This window comes from Leptospiraceae bacterium (assembly GCA_024233835.1).
Taxonomy (GTDB): domain Bacteria; phylum Spirochaetota; class Leptospiria; order Leptospirales; family Leptospiraceae; genus JACKPC01.
The window spans coordinates 538,674-559,169 of record JACKPC010000003.1; the positions used below are offsets into that span (position 1 = coordinate 538,674).

At 36.7% G+C, this 20,496-nt stretch carries 14 protein-coding genes; 4 read left to right on the plus strand and 10 right to left on the minus strand.

Features of this window, described 5'->3' with window-relative positions; translation table 11 throughout:
* The first annotated feature begins 10 nt into the window (after window positions 1-10).
* Window positions 11-3,094: an efflux RND transporter permease subunit gene (locus H7A25_16730; GenBank protein ID MCP5501550.1), complete on the plus strand. Its 3,084-nt coding sequence runs from the start codon at window positions 11-13 to the stop codon at window positions 3,092-3,094.
* Between the two features lie 40 nt (window positions 3,095-3,134).
* Here the strand turns inward: H7A25_16730 and H7A25_16735 are convergent, their stop codons facing one another.
* The 5 genes from H7A25_16735 to H7A25_16755 all read right to left on the minus strand — a co-directional run bounded on the left by H7A25_16735 (window position 3,135) and on the right by H7A25_16755 (window position 10,994).
* The gene (locus H7A25_16735) at window positions 3,135-4,319 is read right to left on the minus strand and encodes a FecR domain-containing protein (GenBank protein ID MCP5501551.1); all 1,185 of its coding nucleotides are present in this window, start codon (window positions 4,317-4,319) and stop codon (window positions 3,135-3,137) included.
* An 88-nt stretch (window positions 4,320-4,407) separates the two neighbouring features.
* Entirely contained in the window at window positions 4,408-5,607 is a 1,200-nt protein-coding gene (locus H7A25_16740; GenBank protein MCP5501552.1) for a bifunctional 3,4-dihydroxy-2-butanone-4-phosphate synthase/GTP cyclohydrolase II, read from the minus strand.
* Between the two features lie 207 nt (window positions 5,608-5,814).
* On the minus strand, window positions 5,815-6,825 hold the full coding sequence (locus H7A25_16745; GenBank protein ID MCP5501553.1) for a hypothetical protein: 1,011 nt from the start codon (window positions 6,823-6,825) through the stop codon (window positions 5,815-5,817).
* 198 nt (window positions 6,826-7,023) lie between these two features.
* Window positions 7,024-10,431 (minus strand): protein kinase, encoded by a 3,408-nt coding sequence (locus H7A25_16750; protein ID MCP5501554.1) that lies wholly within the window; start codon window positions 10,429-10,431, stop codon window positions 7,024-7,026.
* A gap of 188 nt (window positions 10,432-10,619) precedes the next feature.
* Window positions 10,620-10,994: a zinc ribbon domain-containing protein gene (locus H7A25_16755; protein MCP5501555.1), complete on the minus strand. Its 375-nt coding sequence runs from the start codon at window positions 10,992-10,994 to the stop codon at window positions 10,620-10,622.
* A 132-nt stretch (window positions 10,995-11,126) separates the two neighbouring features.
* Here H7A25_16755 and H7A25_16760 point away from each other — a divergent pair, with 132 nt between their 5' ends.
* Complete coding sequence (locus H7A25_16760; protein ID MCP5501556.1) at window positions 11,127-12,548, plus strand: protein kinase; 1,422 nt, start codon at window positions 11,127-11,129, stop codon at window positions 12,546-12,548.
* Between the two features lie 57 nt (window positions 12,549-12,605).
* On the opposite strand, the gene H7A25_16765 is transcribed toward H7A25_16760, so the two are convergent.
* From H7A25_16765 to H7A25_16785, 5 genes are all read right to left on the minus strand, one after another.
* Entirely contained in the window at window positions 12,606-13,436 is an 831-nt protein-coding gene (locus H7A25_16765; protein ID MCP5501557.1) for a hypothetical protein, read from the minus strand.
* 54 nt (window positions 13,437-13,490) lie between these two features.
* On the minus strand, window positions 13,491-14,162 hold the full coding sequence (locus H7A25_16770; protein ID MCP5501558.1) for a queuosine precursor transporter: 672 nt from the start codon (window positions 14,160-14,162) through the stop codon (window positions 13,491-13,493).
* Between the two features lie 15 nt (window positions 14,163-14,177).
* Window positions 14,178-15,704 (minus strand): redoxin domain-containing protein, encoded by a 1,527-nt coding sequence (locus H7A25_16775; GenBank protein MCP5501559.1) that lies wholly within the window; start codon window positions 15,702-15,704, stop codon window positions 14,178-14,180.
* A 58-nt stretch (window positions 15,705-15,762) separates the two neighbouring features.
* On the minus strand, window positions 15,763-17,025 hold the full coding sequence (locus tag H7A25_16780) for a glycosyltransferase (protein ID MCP5501560.1): 1,263 nt from the start codon (window positions 17,023-17,025) through the stop codon (window positions 15,763-15,765).
* A 102-nt stretch (window positions 17,026-17,127) separates the two neighbouring features.
* Window positions 17,128-17,571 carry a hypothetical protein gene (locus H7A25_16785; GenBank protein ID MCP5501561.1) on the minus strand — a complete coding sequence of 148 codons (444 nt, stop codon included), beginning with the start codon at window positions 17,569-17,571 and terminating at the stop codon, window positions 17,128-17,130.
* 191 nt (window positions 17,572-17,762) lie between these two features.
* Here H7A25_16785 and H7A25_16790 point away from each other — a divergent pair, with 191 nt between their 5' ends.
* Window positions 17,763-19,064, plus strand: a complete 1,302-nt coding sequence (locus tag H7A25_16790; protein ID MCP5501562.1) for a glycoside hydrolase family 3 protein — start codon at window positions 17,763-17,765, stop codon at window positions 19,062-19,064.
* 31 nt (window positions 19,065-19,095) lie between these two features.
* On the plus strand, window positions 19,096-20,418 hold the full coding sequence (locus H7A25_16795; GenBank protein ID MCP5501563.1) for a hypothetical protein: 1,323 nt from the start codon (window positions 19,096-19,098) through the stop codon (window positions 20,416-20,418).
* Window positions 20,419-20,496 lie beyond the last annotated feature (78 nt).

The window sequence follows — 20,496 nt, forward strand, 5'->3', positions numbered from 1 at the left end:
TGAGGATACTATGATAAAAATTGTTCAATACCTGATTTCAAGACCACGTCTACTCAAGTTAATTCTCATTCTACTTTTTCTATTTGCGGTATCTTCCATTCCTCGAATCCAGAGACTGGGGCATCCGAGGGTGGATTTTGATAGAATGCGTGTAACAACTGTTTATCCGGGAGCTTCTCCGGAAGACGTGGAACTTAACGTCACCGTCAAATTGGAACAGGCATTGAAACAGGCTTCCGGTATAGAAAAATTCTTTTCTCGCTCTATGGAAAATGTTTCAATTATCGACATTTTTATTGATCCGGATTCTGAGGATAAGATTAGCAATAAACAGGACATTCGAAGGGCTATTGAAAGTGTCAATGATCTACCAATAGAAGTAGAGAAGAAGCCGGAGATCATGGAGATAAAGGTAGATAACTTCGAAATTTATATAACCGTATTGAGCATGGAGAATGCTTCCAAAGCAAGTCTTTTAAAATATGCAAAAGAGCTAAAACGTCAGCTTCTCGAAATTCCTGAGCTTTCAACTGTTAAAACCATCGGAATGCCGGAACAGGAAATAAAAGTTCTTTTGAATACCGAGAAAATGGCAAGAAATTTTGTATCTTTCGATGAAGTCATACAGGCCATTAAAACAAATAAAATTCGGGCAAGTGGAGGAAGCATTGAATCATTTACTACTAAAACAAATATAGTCACCTTTTCCGAATTTGAATCTATAGAGGAAATTGAGAATATTATTATACGGGCCAACTTTGAAGGTAATCGAATTTACTTGAAAGACATCGCAAAAGTTGAGAAAGGTTTTAAAGAAGAGGATAATATTGTTCGTTTCAATTCTAAAAAGGGAATCGGTCTGAGTATTATAAAAAAGGGTACTGCGGATGTAATTCGTGCAGTAGAAAAAGTAGAGAAGACTCTAAAACGCTTTCAAGAAGAATTTGCACCTTCTTCTTTGCGTTTAGTTCCGATTTTTGATACTTCTATTGAGACAAAAGAACGCCTGGAGATTGTATACGGAAATGCTATTTTAGGTTTCCTCTTTGTATTAATCGTACTCTTTTTATTTTTAGATAGCTCTACTGCTTTATGGACAGCTTTTGGAATTCCGGTTTCTATTGCAATGACTCTTATTCTTCTGCCTTTATTTGATATTACTATCAATAGTATTTCCCTTTGCGGATTGGTAGTTGTCATCGGGATGGTAGTGGATGATGCTATCATTATTTCCGAGAGTATTGCTCGTTCGAGAGAATCCGGACTTGGAGCTACAGAAGCGGCTATTGACGGTCTTCAAAAAGTAATTAAACCGGTTATCGGAACGATTATTACTACTATGCTGGCTTTTGTGCCTATGTATTTTCTTCCCGGAATGTTGGGAAGCTTCAGCATGGAAATCCCTTCTATTGTAATCCTTATGCTGGCCGCTAGCTTTTTAGAAGCCACCTTTTTTCTGCCCGCTCACCTTGCAAATACGAATCCTCAAAAAAGTAAAGTTCCACCCGGACAAAAATTTATCGAGTTATTAGAAATATCTTATGAACGTCTTTTACAGTTCAGTCTCAAGCGAAAATATTTATCCCTCTTTTTTAGTCTCTGCTTTTTAGTCCTGGGTTCTGCTATCGGACTCTGGCTCAGTAATTTTGATATGTTTCCTATAGAGCAATCTTATCGAATCTTTATATATGGAGAAACTGCCAAGGATAGTACTCTCGAATACAGTGAGGAAAAAACTATTCACTTAGAAAAAGTTATTGAATCACTTCCAAAAGGTGTAGTGCATTCTTATCTGAATTATACAGGCTTAGATTTTAACCGGGGGGAAGGATTTTTACCTTCTAATAACTCCTATACATTTATTCTGAATCTGAGTCCGGCCAGTGAAAGGGAAATGACAGCCAGGGATGTTCAAAAATTTATAGAAGCGAAGCTTAAAGAAAAACCCGATCACGGTCTGAATCAGGTTCATTTCTTAATCGATGGAGGAGGGCCACCGGTAGGAAAGTCAATAGAAATTCGGGTTACTGGTAACGAAAAAGAAGTCAGAAAAGAAATTCTCGAAAAAATTAAGAAAGATTTACAGGAGGCCGGAGTTGACGACATTGACTCCGATTTCAAAGATGGAAAAAAAGAACTACGGATTCTTCCTGATTATAAGCTTATCGCTTCAGCCGGATTAAACGTAGCACAAATTGCTTCTGTAATTCGAACCGCCTATGATGGGAGCATCGTAGCTTACAAGCAGGATGCCGAAGAAAAGATTCCTTTTCGAGTAAGCCTGGACAAAGAGTTCCTAAATCCAAATGCTCCCCTTGAAGGTCTATTGGTCAGGAATCAACAGGGGAACCTGATTCCGATTAAATCCCTGGTTCGAGTAAGGGAAGGAGTTTCTCCTCTGGATATTTTTCATTATAATTCCTACAGAACCAATACGATTACAGGAAATGTGGATAAAAAGAAAACGAAACCCATAGAGATTTACAATAAAATTCGGGACAAGTATAAGGACTTTTCCAAGAAATATCCCGGTTTTAGTATTGAACTCGGAGGTGAAGCCAAAGAAAGTTATAAATTTATATTCCAGATGGGTTCTGCTATTTTTATTTCTATTATCGCTATTTATTTTTTACTGGTTTTACAGTTTGATTCATACCTGCAACCGGTAATGGTCATACTGGCCATTCCCTTCGGTCTTGTTGGGATTTTCCTCGCATTTGGTTTACAGAGGATGGACATATCGATGCTGGCTCTTATCGGTATATTAGGTTTTACCGGAGTAATCATCAATGACTCTCTCGTAATGGTGGACTACATCAATATTCTGATTCGAGAACAGAAGAAAGAAGAATTGCATAAAGATACTTTTCTCGCACTGGTGATAGAAGGGGCGAAAACAAGACTCAGACCGATTCTTCTTACTACCCTGACAACGGTTGTGGGTCTTATTCCAACTGCCTATGGAATCATAGGAGGAGTAGATTATTTTATATCACCGATGGTAATGGCTATGGCTTGGGGATTATTGGTAGGAACCACATCGGTATTGTTTTTTATACCGCTAATTTATATTCTATTAATTCGAATAAAGTGATCCGAGTTTTTAGAAATATAATAAGGAACTCGATACCTGATCAATCGGCTTCGTAGAACTTATTGCGGGTCTGGTAATCATAGATTACTTCCATCACCTGGTCCATAGGAATACGCTTAATACCTCTCTCTGTATGAACAATCATGAGAGAGTTTCCTATCTGGTCGATGATGGCCCCGTATTCTATCTTTCCATCTATTAGGATAACCTTTTCAATTCTTTCATAATACTGGATAATTTCTTTATTCGATTTAAACTTCCTCGGTTTAACTGCAATCGCTTCATTAAATTTTTCCTTCTCGATACTTTGTTTATCATTGATTTCTTTTTCCAGCTTCAAACGTTCTCTTTCGAGACGATCGGCTTTTGCTTCATCAATCACCCCACTACTTAATTCTTCATTAATACGGATGATCTGGTCGGCCTTATCCATCTCTACAGTAACCATAGTATTAAGTTCCTGCTCTTCTCTCTTGGTAATTTCTATAGAACGGGTTTGAATCTTGAGGTTTTTCCACTTCTGTAAGAGTTTCGAAGAGTTAGTGGGTATAAGTTTCTTGGGATTTAGCACCTTCTCAAATGTAATCAGGGCCTGATTTTCTTCTCCGAGATTTAAATCTTTTTTCTCTTTAAGAGCTTTTTGCCAAACAAGTTGTTGTTCTTCTGGCAGGTTTTTAATTTTCTCTTCAAGAACGCTTTCATTATGAGATATGGATACTACTCCATTCACTACTTTTAAATAGGTATTTTTATCTTCATCTACTCCTAAAATAATGGATGTTCCTTTAACAGTAGTTGAAGCGGACGGAGTTAAAAAAACGAATTCTTCTGTTTTTGCAGTTTTATTCACCTGAACCAGAGCTTTCCCTCTTTCTAAAAAAACAGTTATTTCAGCACTTTTATCCGTTTTTGTTAAAAGCTCAAAGCGTAATATTGAATTTTGCTTGATACGTATGATGCTGGAAGAACCAACCTGTATATCTACCATAGAATTTTGGTAGGTTTGAATTTCATCTCCGGTAGAAAAATAGGCTCCCAGGTTTGCCTTTTCTTCCGTGAGATTTGAATGCAGAATTCGAGACTCTCCGCGGCTGTAGATAACCAGGGTAGACAGGGAATCTTTCGATTTCTTCCTTGAAAGGGTAATTTTATCTACCGGTCTTTCGCAGGAGAAAAGTAGAAATAGGATAAAGCTGAATAAAAATATTTTTTTTAAATACCACATAGAACCATTCCGATCACAGGGATACAGATTTCTAGTATTATAGCAGGTTTAGAATAATTCCACAAGAAAAAAGATATTTACCAGAATTCTAGTGAATCCCGAGAATATGACCGAGTTTCATTTTCTTGGTCAGAAGATAATGGTGATTATCCTCCACAGCTTCTATTTCAAGGGGAATTCTACCTGTTACTTCCAGTCCATAGCCTTCCAGACCGACAATTTTTCTCGGATTATTCGTCATAATCCGCATTTTGTGGATTCCGAGATCCCGTAAAATCTGGGCTCCGATACCGTAGTCTCGCAAATCCGGGGGAAAACCAAGCTTCTCGTTGGCTTCTACCGTATCAAAACCCTTATCCTGAAAATTGTAGGCTTTGAGCTTATTTATAAGGCCGATTCCCCTGCCTTCCTGCCTCATATAAAGCAGGACTCCCTTTCCTTCTTCTGAAATCTTCTTTAAAGCAGCATGTAGTTGGGGTCCGCAATCGCATCTCTGGCTGAAAAAAATATCTCCGGTCAGGCATTCGGAATGCACCCGGATTAGAACCTCGTCTTCAGGCTTAATTTCTCCCATAATAAGGGCTAAGTGAACCTTATCATCTATGGCGGTAGAATAGGCTCGAATAGTAAAAGAGCCGTATTCAGTCGGAAGCCGGGTTTCTACTTCGAGACGAACCAGTTCTTCCTTTTCTCGGCGGTAGCGAATCAGGTCTTCAATGGTATAAATATGCAGATTGTGGAGTCTGGCAAACTCCTGCAGGTCGGTCAATCGGGCCATACTTCCATCCGGATTCATGATTTCACAAATCACAGCAGCTGGTTTGAGACCTGCCAGTTGACAAAGGTCAGTAGAGGCTTCCGTATGGCCAGCCCTGCGCAGGACTCCTCCTCGAACCGCCTCAAGGGGGAAAAGGTGACCGGGTCTTACCAGGTCTTCCGGTTTAGAATTTTCATCGAGTAAAACAGAAATGGTTTTGGCCCTGTCTTTAGCCGAAATACCGGTACTGACACCCAGTTTTGCATCTACAGAAACGGTAAAGGCGGTTCCATGATGGTCTCCTTCTCCTTTCACCATTCTACCCAGACCGAGCCTGGAAAGTTTTTCTCCTGTCATGGGAATGCAGATTAGGCCTCTCCCGTGCATAGCCATGAAATTAATAGCTTCATGGCCGGCAAACTCTGCCGCGATTACAAGGTCACCCTCGTTTTCTCTGTCTTCGGAGTCTACCAGAATAATCATTTTTCCGTTGCGAATTTCTTCAATAGCCTGTTCGATAGGTCTCAGCATGATTTTACTATAAAAATGGACTTTATTTACAGGACTATAAAAAAACTCTCCTGAAATTAGGAGAAATCTCAATATCCTATTTACTTCTCAGGTGCTCAAAACTATTGGCTTGCATACTTATGCAGCAGAGAATAAAAACTACTATTTTGCTGTTTTTATGAAAACCATACAAAACTGGGTCAGGTGGGGAGCCTACCTGTTAAGAGCTTATTGAGGCTTTCCTAATTTCTCCATATTCAACTTTTGAGGTTTTTTAAATTTCAGAGAGAGCTTTTCAAATTCTTTGTTGATTTCTTCTATATCTTTTTTTGTAAGTTCTTCTAATGTTTCAATGGCTTTGTCTCCCCAAATTTCTTTATCATACTTCGGAATTATCAAATATACGAAATTCCTGCTGAAAGCTTGTATTATGCCTTTCATCCAGAGATAACAAAACAAAAATCTCGCCTGTGGATAAGAATGAACTTGATGAAAATGGTAAGCTCTTAAGAACTTCGATAAAGGGTAAGTATCTTTATTTTTTATGGCTTTTATAAGTGCAGGCATTCTCCAATTCGTATAACCGTCGATTACCTTTCCATTTATCAAGGAGGCTTCTTCATAAAAGGAAGCCAAACCTTCTCCGAACCAATCAGGAGGAACTAAAGGTGAGTTTACATCTATAAAAGCATGTATAAGTTCATGCCATAAAGTCCCGATACCGGAATTGCAGTAAGAATATAGGATTCTATTGGTTAGATGATAGGGATTATTATGATCGGATTGTAGATAGAATCCAAAAGCATCAATTCTGGTTTTATTTTTCAATTCTTCTCTGTCTTTAAAATAAACCAGCCGGAAGTTGTAGGAGACTTCATATTTAAAATATATAGGATAAATTTGGTTGAAAAATTGCTGTGACCAATAAAGAATTTTATTTTCAGTTGCCTTATTACATCTATGCAGCAGATTAAATCTGCTCTTTGTTGCAGATTTGAAATTTAGTTGGAAGATTCCTTCAATACTTTTTTGGTAGGAATTTAGATCGCTTTTATTTTTTAGCGAATAATGATTGAAAGAAATATATTTTCCTTCATAGAATATGCTATCTTTATAAGGTATTAATAATATTTTGCTTATAAGCCTGTCTGCAATTATTTCTTTAGAAGTAATATTTTTATTACAGGAATTTAGAACAAAAAAAGTAGGTAGAATAAAAAGAGTAAATAAAGCTTTCATAATATGCCAAACAGCAATCGGTAAGAAACCAAAATTTTAAACTTACACAAATAAAAGTCAAGTAGAAAAACTCTTCCATCTTAAGGGAATGTGCAAAAATACCCTTAAGACAGATGTACGATATGTTTCATGATTAGTTGTGAGCATTCTCGATTTCTGCGATTGTTTCTTCATCTGTGAGAAGGTGCGGGCATTAATTTATTCATCTCCGAACATGATGGGCTCAACACGGAATGAATAGCGAGAAACATGTGGTTCCCAATACCGCAATTGGTCTAATTCCAGGTTCATCCATTTCTGGTTAGCATTTTTATCGAGCCATGATGTAAGGTGTATAAACTCTGCCTGTAAGCTTAAAAAATCAGGATTCTTATTTCCCGGAGAGTTGGTAATTTTATTTCCAGAAAATAATACTTCCTCACGTTTTACGCCAAGAATATCCCAACTTTTTTCTGTTTTTATAACACCGATTTTTTCCAGTAAATCTTTAAGATTGTCTTTTTCTGATAATTTTAAAGTACGGAAAAATACACGAGATGTATAAGGAAGGCCGGTGATAACTGCCAGGAGAAACATAACTACTTCAAAATTACGTACCGTACCTTCCCTTCCGCTATAGCCTGTAACCGGGTTTATGTCCAGAAAATATACTTCCCACTGAAGTTTTGATAAACCTACCTTGATAAGTCGATATATATTAACAAATCTCTTTAAAGAGCGGGGAAATCTCCCCAGAAGAGGTGCAATTTTTAGAGAAAATTCATGTTCTCTTTTTTGAATCCTGAATTGTTTCTCATCTGGCTCAGCAAAACTCCAGTCTTTGGAAAGAATTTGTATTTTCTCTTTTTCTTCCGGTAAGCTTTGTTCAGGCAAGGAGGAACCGGTTAGCGAATTAAACTCTTGAGTTGCCTTCACCGCTTTTTCCATATCTTCTGCCAATCCGTGAGCAACCAACAAATCTTTCTCCATCAAATAGTTCAATAAGTTCTGTCTTCCTTCAAGATTCATAGGAGTCAACCAGAGAGGTATTTGGAATATTTTTTCGAGGTAATCATAAGAAGAAGTGCGATAGAGATCTACCTGTCCATCTCCTTCCGTATCACGGGAACTGGAGTCACCAAATATTTGTCTAAAATTTGCATTTAAAACTCCTGATAACCATTTTGAGTCAACCGATACCACCACAACAAAGGCTTCAAAGGAAAGAAGTAAACGGATAGCTTGAATGGTTTGTAACACTTTTTCCGGAGGAAGTCTATCCAGATCATCAATATATAAGACAATCCTATTAACAAGATAAGTATTATCTGCGGATGTATTGTCTTCGGCTTCCAGACTTTGATTATAATTCGTGAGAAGGGATGATAATTTTTGAAAGTCATTTCTTATTTGGGTTATGATTCCTAGATATTTCTTATAGCTATCTCCTCCTCCTTTCTCTTCTATAAAATTAGAAAGATAATTTTCATGCGAAGTAGTTTCTAATTCTGCTTCGAGATTTTGCACCTTTTCTTCCAGACCGGCTTTATCTTGATTTAATTTTTCTCGTTTTTCCAAAATCTCCTTTTCTTTTTTTTCTTGTTCCTGTTCTTTTTTATCTAATTCTTTTTGAAGATTAGGAAATACTAATTTAACTTTTTCTGTAAACTTTTCTGACCAGTTTAAATTTTTAGACATCCAGGTTTTGATCTTATTCCAAAAACCAATAATGGGAGCAAACACAGTCAAAATAGAGGTTAACCAGGAAGTAATTTTTAAACTTATACCCTGGAAAAAATCCTTAATTAAATTTCCGTAAAAATAATGCACCAGAGAATAGGTGAGTAAGCCTAAAGCAATGAGAAGTGCGATAAGACCGAGGTATAAAAAAGCACGGTATCTTCTTTTCAACATTTGCCATAGAGGCAAGTTTTTAAACTGATCTGTTTCTTTGTATAAGGTATAGAGTTGTGCGCTGAGGGGCTCATCTTCCTTGTAGGGAATCCCGGCCTTTTCGAACCACTTCTTTACTTCTGCCGGAGGAAGCTTTTTCGCAATTTCTTCATTTAACTGGATAGCAAAAACATTTTTTATTTCATGGGTATAATTATGTTTCTGCTGCTCTAATTCTTCACGAAGTTTTTCTTCTTCTTTTGCATAGTCCTGGATCTGCGATTCAAGAATATCGAGACCTTTTTTTTCTTTTTCAATTTCCTGTATTAATAAGTTTCTTCTTTTTTCAACACTATCCCCCGGCTCACCTGCGAGTTTTAAATTAGAAAACAAATGATCTACAAAGCTGGCCCAGAAATTACCGTCCATAAAATGCCAGGCTTTAAAATGGATCTGTACAATCTTTGCATAAAAGGGTAAATCCTTTTGTTTCTTTCCTGCTTCTAATTCCTTTTTCATTTCAGAAGATAAGGTTTCAATTTCTTTAGTTAACTTCTTCATGAAAAATGTCTTTCCTGAACCCCAGCTTCCGAATAATCCTATAGATAAGGGAGGTGTTAAGGAGCGGGAAGCAATTAATCTGGAAAAACTTTGTACGGAGCTATTGATTCCTAGCTTATCGGCTAAATTATAATTATTATCCGGGTTAAATCCGGATAGAGCTGTTTTCTTTGTCAGGGGTTTAGGGCTTGCTTTTTTATGAAGTTCATCGTAAAGATTTTGCAGATCAGTGGCAAAGGCAATTGCGGAGGAATACCTTTTATTCTTATCTTTGTCACAGGCTTTCTGAAGGATTCCATTTAAGTTTAGGTCCCGCAATTTTTTTAAATCTTCATAAGATAAAAGAAACTTTAAACCGCGAGATAGAAGTTTCTCAAAAATGTCGGGTAAAGGTTCGTTTACCTGTTTATTAATTAATACCCTTTCTGAAGTTTCAGAAAAAGGAAGCTCTCCTGTTAGAAGTTCGTACAACATAATTCCTACAGAATATAAATCACTTCTGTGGTCTATGTCTTCCAAACCCAGACATTGTTCGGGACTCATATAGTGTAAAGTACCTGAGATTCCAGAGCCGGTGTGTCGATTACCAACTTTTGAAATACTAAAATCTCCGATAATGGGTTCTCCATCACTTAGTATAAAAATACTATCGGGTTTTAAGTTTCTATGAACAATTTGGTGATCGTGAATTGCCTGTAAGCCGGAAAGAATTTTTAGAAGGATCGATATGGATTGTCGAATGGGCATACCGGCCCGGGGGTAGGTTTTTAGTAGCCAGGACAGGGGACCTATTTTCGCATATTCCATGATAAAATAGGGGCGTTCACCAACAAAACCTGTATCAAAGATTTTCACTATATTAGGATGAATAATTTTCTGATTTACTTTGATTCCGTGTATAAACATTTCTTTTAAGAGAGGATTCTTTTCATGCTCTTTATTTAGAAGTTTGATAACTACGGGAGTATCATTTTCTTTTGATAAACCATAGAAGATAGTGGCCGTTCCTCCTTTCCCCAGGTTCTTGAGGATAGAGTATTGCTGGGATATAGTCTCCTGTAATAGGACTAAGTCTGATTTGAATTCTTCTTGCTTCGAAAAATTATATCCACAAAAGCTACAGAATTTTGCTTCCCTGGGGATCTTGTTTTTACAATCCGGACATTCTTTCATATATTTATAATTCTTCTTTCTGAGAGTATTTTAGAATATTTGAAGATATTTTTATACTACAATTCTATTTTATAAATGAAAACTAATTTGGATGATTATAATTGTAAAATTTCGCTTATTGTATCTGTTTGTTCCTGGTTCATCATGGGAGTGATACAGTTCGGCTCTATAAGGTAAATTTTCGTTTGTTAATCAAATCTGAAAACTCTATCACCTATCTTGATAAACATATTTTTTTTAAGTTCATATTCAGTATTTATGGGTAGTTCTATAAAAACACCTGAATGTTCCGAAAGAGACTTTAGTTTTAAAACTTCTTTCTGTATAGAAAATTGAACCGCTTTTTCAGCTAAATTTTTTTCAGAAAGGGGAATGTCACCGGTAGTTCCGAGTGTATCATTATCCTTTATGATAAATTCCTCTTGAGTTGCGATATCTATCAGCTTGAATGTTTTTTGTGTTGCGAGGGGACTTCCACACTGAGTACAAAACTTTGAACCTTCTGATACGATATATTTGCAACTCGGACAGGTGGAAGGCTTATTAAAAAATACAGTAGCCATATTTTCTCATAATTCTGAAATAAAGAAAAAAATCCAGTTTTTTTTTACCTTGACCGCAGTTATAGGTTAATTTTTACTTTTCCCAAAAAGCTATTTTGGCTGAAAACCCCAGATTTTTTTAAGGCTCAAATTATGATAAAATGTCCAAAGTGCAGTAAAGATTTGAATGATGGTGCTAAATTTTGTGGTTACTGTGGTGCCTCCATGCAAAAAGATCAGGAATTAGATAGTACTCTGTATCTTTTAAAAAACAATCTCTCCGGTACCTATAGGGTTGAGAAAAAAATCGCAGAGGGGGGGATGGCTGAAATTTATGTCGGAGAGCACCTGGCCCTGGAAATCAAAATCATCATAAAAGTTTTGAATGATGCTCTTTCCAAGCAGGAAGAAATGCGGGAGAGGTTTCTTTTTGAAGCCAGAACCGGGGCTAAATTAAAACATCGTAATATAGTGAATATCATTGATGTGGGTATGGCTGAATACCGACCCTATTATGTGATGGAGTATTTGGATCTTGGTTCACTGAAAGATCTTTTAGAAAAAGAGGGGCCTTTAGAGCCTCAATACGCCGTGAATCTTGTTGCACAGGTATTAGATGGACTTTCGAGAGCACACGAAAATGGAGTGATACACAGGGATATAAAGCCTGAGAATATTATGCTCCGCGAGAAATTTGAACCCGTAATATTAGATTTTGGTATTGCGAAGGTAAAATCATCCGGGATAAAAACTCAAACCGGCATGGCTATTGGAACGGTAAGTTATATGAGTCCGGAACAATGTGTTGGAGAGGAGATTGATGGAAGAAGTGATATATATTCAGTAGGTATTATGCTTTATGAGTTATTGATAGGAGAATTACCTTTCAAAGGGGATCCGGTTACGGTAATTACTCAACACAGTACAAAGGAAACTCCTAATATAAGAAAAGCATTACTTAATTTACCTAAGTATCAAAATGAGATTTTTCAAAATATACAATTTGAGAAATTTGAACAATTAGAAGCAATTATAAAAAAAGCGACAGCAAAGAATAAAAAGAATCGTTTTTCAAAAGCAGATGAATTTGCTGAGACTTTACGAAGTTTTCTAGTTGAACCAGAAAAAAAGTCTAATATTCCTGTCACAAAATATATAAGCTTATTTGGTAGAAAGATTCCACTGAAAAAGCAACATATTTTTGCCGGCTACGGAGTCATTGCTGTTATTGCGATATTCAGTATTTTTAAAATATTCTTCGGCGGGCATAAGGAGAATGTTTTTATAAGCTCAGAACCAGACGGAGCAAATATTACTATTAATAACGAAGATACAAAAAAGACGACTCCGGCCAAATTTAAGCTTTTTCCGGGTGGGTACACTATTATTCTATCAAAGAAAGATTACCATTCCGAGAGGGTTTTTTTGCGAGTAAAAGATTCTGAAAAAGAGATCACAAAAGAAGTTAAACTATTAACTGAAGAAGAGTATAAAGAATTGCAAAAGAAAAATAGAGGAAAAAAACCTATTAATCCTATTAATGATATTATGAAAGATTTAAAAAAAATGTTTTAATAAACATCGGATTTTTATACTTTCCGGTTGAAATTTATTAGGTTTCCAGACACGTCCTCAGTACGGTCTGGATTTTTCAGGAACGGGTGAGTATCTTTTATAATTTTCTATTCTCTGGTTTTCTCGAAATTGCATTCTTTTTTGCATTTCCTCTTTGTATTTTTGTCTGTCAGATTTAAAACTTTTTATTATTTCTAAGCCCCGGTTTTGAATTGGGGAATTGCTATATACATGGTGCTGACCTATCTTAGCTTTGTGCTTGGAGTTAAGATAGTTTTGTATTTCAGCTTCATTAATTTTACCACTCACAAGCTTTCCTTCTTTTTCCGGTTGGTGGTTCGGTGTATTGGATTTATTTTTCAGAGACTCTATTTTCTCTTTATCACCGGTATTTACTTCATTGAAATCCATGTAGTCGGAAGACATAGCGTGATTGGATTCGGGTTTTTGCCTTAAGTTTTCTTTTTCAGTAGTTTTAATTTCTTCTTCCACTGTAGTCATGCCCGGGTTTATCGTAGTTTTGCCTGTGTTTTCGTTCTTTTTATCAAAATCGGAACCGGGTGTAACAGGTTTTGAGGCCACTTTTTTTGGTTCTTCGTTTTCTTCATTATTCATAGAGAAGTTATAAAGGTATCTGGAAGGTTTTTCTTTTAATTCCTTTTCTATTCCATCATCAAGAATGATGTAATTTTTGACCAGGTAACGGTCGAGTCCTGCTGAAAGTAGTTCTTTCATGGCTACTTTTTTCTGTTCGGAAGCAGAACAGGCACAGGGGTTAATATAGATATTTACAACCGGATCAGAAGCTGAAGCTGTGACCGGTGGTTCCTGGTTGGAGGCGCAGACTTGGAGGAGCAGGCTAAGGATAATAATAACTGAGTTTTTCATACTTTTCAATGTAAGGTATTTACTGCTAATTGTCATTCTTTTTTTCAAAGCTTATTACTTATGATGGGCAGTTTCTTTTAAAAGTTTTGCCTCTTCACCAAGATATTTGTCAATTACAAAATGAGCGAGGTATATAAGTGGAGTTATTCCGATAGCTACGAGCATTTTATAGGAAAAATTAGTAGTGCTAATTTCAAATAACTCTGGAGTTGTCTTATATTTGCTGAAAGCAATAAATGTTACAATATAGGAATCTATGAGTTGAGAAATTATGGTTGATCCTGTGGCTCTAAGCCAGATATACCTTCCCTGTGTTTTCTTTCGAAGAAAATGAAAAACCTGTATGTCTATAAGCTGACCTATGAGATAGGCTATGATAGAGCCGATGATAATAAGTCCTGAATTAAAAAATACTCTTTCAAAAGACACATCATCTACCGGGGAACCCTGCATGGCCGGAATATTTAAACCGATGATAATAATCAAAAAAGCAAACAGGATCATAATCATCCCGATAAAAGTAGTAAATCGAACTACTTTTTTCCCGAAGTATTCATTCAGTAGATCGGTTACTATAAATGTGGCAGGAAATGGAACGACTCCAAAACTCATTACAAAGCCAAAAACAGTAAAGAGCTTGCTACTCGTTACTTCAGCCATAATGAGAAAGCTAATAAAGATGGAACTTAAGAGAATATAAAGTTTAAGTGGTTTTGTGAGATGCATTCAAAAATCCTGTGATTAAAATTGAATTTGATAGGTACTTACAAGTCTGGTTTCTAAGTCGATTACCCGGATCCGATGATTATTGGTATCTGCAATATATAAATATTTCTGGTACAGGTTTAAACCGGAAGGTTCATCGAAACTTGCGACGGATACCGGGCCATCTTTATTTCCGGCTACAGTTTTAGTATTTAAGGATATACTTACTCTTGTTTCGGGTTTTATTATTTTTATCTTATTATTATAAGTGTCCGTAATGTATAATTTATCTGTATCGCAGGTAATTCCGAGGGGATGTTGAAGCCTTGTATCCATATAGTCTCCGTCAACGTCACCAAATTCAAATAGTCCCTGACCGACTATTGTGTTCACTTCTCCCCCGGGGTGAAGGCTTGCTTTTCTTACGGAGCTTGTTTCGCTATCTACGAAATAAAGATTTTCTCCTTGCTGGCAGATTCCACTGGGCTGAGCTAGAGCTGCCTGTAAAAGCTTGCCATCAAAAATATTTTCTCGACTTGAGCCGGCAAAGGGTCCTGCTTTAGCTGATGTGATTTCGATTTTCCAGATTTGATGAGAGCCTGCCATAGCCACATAAAGATTGTTTTCGTGATATACTATATCCCAGGGGGAATTTAGTTCTACATCTTTACCTTTTCCGGAAATGTTAAAATTCATAGCCTGTTTTCCGTTTCCTGCAAGGGTTTCTATATTCCCTGTTGTAAAATCGGCTTTTCTTATGGCATGATTTTCTGTATCAGCAATATATAATATGTTAGAATGATAAGCCATGCCCTGCGGATGAAAAAATTCTGCTTCTGAAAAAGTTCCATCCTTAAAACCTTTTTTGCCCGAACCGAGGCTATTTAGAATTTTCCCGCTTTCTCTTTCTACTCGAAGCACCCGGTTATGGTTTGTATCGGAGATGAAAAGATATTGCCCATCCTCCGAAATGAGAACTTTAGAGGGAAATAAAAGAGAACCTTTTTGTTGAATTTTCCTTGCTTCTTCTACCTGCGAAATGGGTTTTGAATTTAAGATACCTTTTTTTTGGAATGTCTGAACCATTCCCCGGACTATTTCATCAAAAAGCTCATATACTCCTTCTCCTGAATGCTTTCCGAATACCTTTCCTTCCGGATCGAGGATAATAAAGGAGGGCCAGGCATTTATGCCATACTGATTCCAGATTTCAAAGCGGTTATCATTTATAACCGGGTGCTGGATTTCATACCGTTCAATCGCCTGGGCTATGTTTTGTGATTCTTTTTCCGTATCAAACTTGGCTGAATGAACCCCGATAACAACCAGTTCTTTCTTCCATTTTTCTTCTAATTTTTTTAAATCGGGAATCACATGCAGGCAGTTAATACAGCAATAAGTCCAGAAATCAAGTATAACCACCTTGCCTTTGAGCTCCGATAAAGATAGGGGTTTGGATGTGTTGACCCATTTTAAACCGGAAGGGAAGGCAGGAGCTTTTACCGTACCTTCAAAAGATTTGAATTCCGGTTTTTTTGCAAACGTACTTTTCTTCTTTTGCATTTCAGGTTTGCAGAGAAGCAGAAGAAAAAAGAATACGAAGAAGCCTTTTTTTAGCATCTTAAAATATTATATTAAATAGAGAAGTCCTTTTCTTTTTATGCAGGGAAGCGACTTCTCTATAGGTATCTTCCATTAAATCTGCACAGCGGTTGAGCTCATGACCGGAAGCGATTTGGAGAGAATTTTTGGAAAATTCTTCGTATAAAGAAGGGTTTTCTAATATACTCAAAGTTTTTTCTGCCATTTCTTCCGGTTTGAAAGGTGTTGCATTATAGCCATTTTTTCCTTCCTGTACCAATTCCGGGATAGCATAGGCATTTACGCCTATGGCCGGTAAACCGCAGGATATAGCCTCTAAGACAACCAATCCCTGTGTTTCCATAGTAGAAGCAGTCATAAATAAATCATACTTCGGATAGTGTTCATGAAGAGTTGAATGATCAACAAAGCCTGTGAAGGTAATTTTATCCTGAAGTTTGAGTTTTTCTGCGAGGATTTTTAAAGAGGAAAGGGCAGGGCCATCTCCTATAATCGTTAAGCTTGCAGAAGGAATTTTTTTAAGAATGAGATTAAAAGCGTTTATCACCACATCACAATTCTTTTCATAAGAAATCCTACCAACATGAAGAAGTCTTGGGTTTTCAGAAAGCTTTTTTGGTTCTCCTTTGAAACGGGATAAATCAAGTCCGTTAGAAATAACACGAATCGGTTTTTTAATTCCAAATTCTAAGAGCTGGGCCTTAAGAAGATGGGAGGGAGATATAATGATCTCACATTTATCATAGAAATAATTGCAGAGCTTGAGTAGAATTTTTTTGTTAATATTGAACTTATCGGTTTTGATCAACTTTAATAGGTCTTTGATATTGAGCTTATCAAAACGGGAGATTTTATTAAATAGCTTATCCAGTTTCATCAGTCTATAGACAGAAGCGTAGGCATCCTGTTCTGAAATCAGAGTATGATAGGTTCCGATAGTAGGAATCCCCAGTCTTTCGGTTACTCGAATTGCATACTGGCCGAGTAAACCCGGTGTGTGAACATGAGCCAGCTCCGGTTGGAATTCTTTAATGATCTGGCTGATGCGATTCGGATTGGGCAGTACCATTTTTACATCCGGATAACTGGGCAGAGGAGCACTGATAAAACGTTCTATACGGGTATTTTCGTTCAAACGTGTGAAATCATCTACTCCATAACCGGGAGCACAGATTAAAAATTCGTGTCCCTTCATGGATAAGAGATCGGAAAAGTTTTTAATAGAAACGGCGATTCCATCGATTTTGGGTAAAAACGTATCGGAAAAATAAATAACTTTCAAAGAATGCTTCCTCCCGGATATAGTAATAATAACATTTATCTTATTATCGATCTTAGCAAGACTTTTTAAAAGATGAATGTTTTTTTTAATTCTAAAACCGGTTTAATTATACAGGTTTAGAATTCTGAGAAGATAGAGTCTGGCCGGCAGAAAGTCAGGTCGCAGACGAATGGAGGCTTCATATTCCAGTCTTGCTTTTTCTATCCTGCCGATAGTTTCATAAAGTCTTCCGAGGTTATAATAGGGATAGAAGTAGGTCGCATAACGGTCTGCTTCTTTTGCTCTGGAGAACCAGGGGATTGCTTTATCAAATTTTTTTTGTTCCATCAGGTATATTCCTATATCATTATAAGGATTACCGAAGCCCGGATCGATTCGAATGGCTTTCTTGCATAATTTGATAGAAGTTGCATATTTGCCAATTAAGGAAAATGTCCAACCCATGAAAGTATAAGATTCCGCAGTAGGCTTGAATTTTATACTGAGCCTGTAGAAATGTACGGCTTCCTTTATTTTGCCTGCTCTTTGCATTTTATAGGCTTCAATAAATGCTTCACGGGCAGGCCTATTATCAGCAAATACTACTAAATAAGGAGATTCCATATAGTATAAGACCTATGCAAGAAGCTTTTTTTTTACAAAAAATTAAAAAAGCATTAGAAAAATGATACAAAAGGTATAGATGGTTTTACTTAAAAAAGTCTTTACAGGGATCTTGTTTGTCATCATGAGAAAATATGAATTCGATTCTTATGTTTATCATCCTGAGTTTAGGACTTGGATTATTTGCTTCCCAGGTTCATAGTCCCTTATTTTTTAAATTACGTTATATCGATTATATATTGAGCTTACTCGGAGCTATCGGGCTTATTTTCCTGATACTTAAATACCGCCATCGAATGAAGAAGAATTGGATTCATCAATTTATTCTATATACTCTTGTATGCCTGAATGTTTCTATAGTTATCTATACTTCTTTCATAAAGCTTCGGTTTTATTATCAAAAACAAATTGTATGGAAAACCGGAAAAGAAACCTTACAGAGATACGGACGTCATATTATTCTTGGATATACCGATGAGAAAGAAATAGAAATGCTTATTAAAAACGTGGGAATACGAGGAGTTTTCTTAAGTCCTAAAAATGTAAGAAATAAATCCAGGACTGAACTCAAGCAAATGATACAAAATTGGAAAACTATTTACTGTAGGGAGAGTGGAGGAGAGGAATTAATTGTTACGGCTGATATGGAAGGAGGAATGGTCTCAAGGCTCAGTCCTCCATTAAGATATTACCAAACTCCGGGAGAAGTATACACTAAAGAAGGGATAGAAGGAGTTAAGAAATACGCTGGAAGGAAAGCAAGAGACTTGAAAGACATAGGTATTAATATGAATTTATCTCCGGTTGTGGATCTACAAAAGAAACCTTCTAATGCAAATGTAGATTTACATACCCAGATCTGGAAGCGGGCTATTTCGAAAGATCCGGTTCTGGTTGAAAAAGTGGCCGGGGCTTACATCGAAGCTATGCTAAAAGAAGGAGTTTTTCCTGTGATTAAGCATTTTCCGGGATTGGCCCGTATTCATAAGGATACACATTTTTTTACAGCTGAAATAAAGGATGCGCTCAAAGTACTGGGGCAAACAGATTGGCTACCCTTTTGGAAATTGCCCAAAAAATATAATACGGGAATTATGTTAGGATTCGTTAAAATACAGGCTCTGGATAAGAATCTGGCTTCTCCTTTTTCTTCAAAGGTGATTTCCTTTTTAAGACAGGAGGCTGCACCTTCCCATATTTTATTAAGTGATGATTTCAGTATGGGCCCTGCCTTTTACCATGAAAAAAATATAGGTGAGCTGGGGTTTCTTTCTCTTAGAGCCGGTCTGGATTTACTTTTGATTAGTTATGATCACCGTTTATATTATCCGATGATATATACCTTACTGAAAAAAGGACAGAGGGGGGAAGCATCTCAATTTGTGGAAAGTGAAAATCGATTGAAAAAGCAGTTTTCCGGAAGGCAATGTAATTGACAGGTATAGATTTTATTGCAATAAATGTTGAATGAAAAGAAGAAATATACAGTTTTATAGTTTTTTAATTATCTTATCCAGTTTTATTTCCTGTATAGATAGTATTCGGTATTCCGGAATTAAAAAGGAACTTTCCCTCGAATCGGTAGATACGGCTTACTGCCAGAAAGATGAAGAACTTGGCTATGTATCGTATATCATCCGTTCTGAAATAGGTTCTTCGAGCTGGGCAGAGTTTCACAAACCTCTTCTTGCCTCTAATTCTCAGAACGATAAAGACAGGAGTTTGAGAGTTTTAAAGGCCAGGGCCATTTTAGCAAAATGTGCTGTTTTATTATTCGAAGCGATACCAACAGGTTCGGCCAGGGATATAAGCTCTATTATCAACCTTGAATCAGCTCTGAAAGATATCGATATGAGTGTTTCCTATAAAAACCTGGAAACAGCTAAAGATTGGCTCAAAGACCGGGTGGAAGAACCGGATAGGGCTATAGAACTGAGCTTACTTCTGGATCCTATTGATATTCTGTCCTGCCGGGCTGAATCCAAAGATAAAGTCGAGTCCTGTGTTCAGGAAGATGTCTTGACCACAAGCAAAATTATCCTACTGAATGAAAAGAAGATGAGGGAAAGGCATCTTGAGGGAGAGCACACAGCTTCGGAATCCTCATTAAAACAGCTCTGTTCGGCTAATTTCACTTTACCGGAACCCAAGAGCCCTGCTACGGAAATCTTCTCTGTTGAATCCGGAAAGGAATACAAAGGTTTTTTACAGAAAAATGCAATAGATCCTCTAAGTCCGAAAGCTGTTCGTTTCTATGCAATTTTTCTGGCATTAAAAGATAGTGCCTATTATATGCAATCCGGTTCCATTAGAACCTGGGTAATTGATAGGGAAGGTGATATTCAAAAACGACTCAATGAAAAATTTCCGGAATATAGCTCCAATCTGAAAATCCGGGAATTGCAACAGGAAGGAGCTGCTTTAGAGCAATATATACGGGCTTTTCGGTATGAAAAGGATTTTTATTATAAATATAAGTATCTCTTCAGGGCTATGGAGCATATAGGTTTTGATCCGGAAAAAAAAGTAAAAGAATTGACTGATATCCATAAACTTTTAAAAAAAGCCAGACCGGCTTCCCTTTCGGACGCTTATAAGGAACTGATAAAGAATTGGGATTCGGAAGAATTTAAGAAAACCACTTTAAAAGCAATGAAAAAAAAGCCGAGTTTAGAAGAATTTATGGACTTGATCCGGAAGCAGGATGGAATGATGATAGAAGCTATACAGCTCTATTATTCAAAAACCCGAAAAAATAGTCCAATCTGGACGGAAATTTGCAAAAAATAAAAAAACAAGAAAATGAAAAAAATTAGGTCAGTGTCCCAAAAAAATATTTGATTCATATGCTCGAAAAAAACAAAAGAT

Bases quoted from the DNA above. Each gene is read 5' to 3' on its own strand.
- H7A25_16795 (MCP5501563.1), top strand. From the start codon at position 19,096: ATGAAAAGAAGAAATATACAGTTTTATAGTTTTTTAATTATCTTATCC.
- H7A25_16740 (MCP5501552.1), bottom strand. From the start codon at position 5,607: ATGCTGAGACCTATCGAACAGGCTATTGAAGAAATTCGCAACGGAAAA.
- H7A25_16770 (MCP5501558.1), bottom strand. From the start codon at position 14,162: ATGCATCTCACAAAACCACTTAAACTTTATATTCTCTTAAGTTCCATC.
- H7A25_16790 (MCP5501562.1), top strand. From the start codon at position 17,763: ATGAATTCGATTCTTATGTTTATCATCCTGAGTTTAGGACTTGGATTA.
- H7A25_16760 (MCP5501556.1), top strand. From the start codon at position 11,127: ATGATAAAATGTCCAAAGTGCAGTAAAGATTTGAATGATGGTGCTAAA.
- H7A25_16755 (MCP5501555.1), bottom strand. From the start codon at position 10,994: ATGGCTACTGTATTTTTTAATAAGCCTTCCACCTGTCCGAGTTGCAAA.
- H7A25_16775 (MCP5501559.1), bottom strand. From the start codon at position 15,704: ATGCAAAAGAAGAAAAGTACGTTTGCAAAAAAACCGGAATTCAAATCT.
- H7A25_16745 (MCP5501553.1), bottom strand. From the start codon at position 6,825: ATGAAAGCTTTATTTACTCTTTTTATTCTACCTACTTTTTTTGTTCTA.
- H7A25_16750 (MCP5501554.1), bottom strand. From the start codon at position 10,431: ATGAAAGAATGTCCGGATTGTAAAAACAAGATCCCCAGGGAAGCAAAA.
- H7A25_16765 (MCP5501557.1), bottom strand. From the start codon at position 13,436: ATGAAAAACTCAGTTATTATTATCCTTAGCCTGCTCCTCCAAGTCTGC.
- H7A25_16735 (MCP5501551.1), bottom strand. From the start codon at position 4,319: ATGTGGTATTTAAAAAAAATATTTTTATTCAGCTTTATCCTATTTCTA.
- H7A25_16730 (MCP5501550.1), top strand. From the start codon at position 11: ATGATAAAAATTGTTCAATACCTGATTTCAAGACCACGTCTACTCAAG.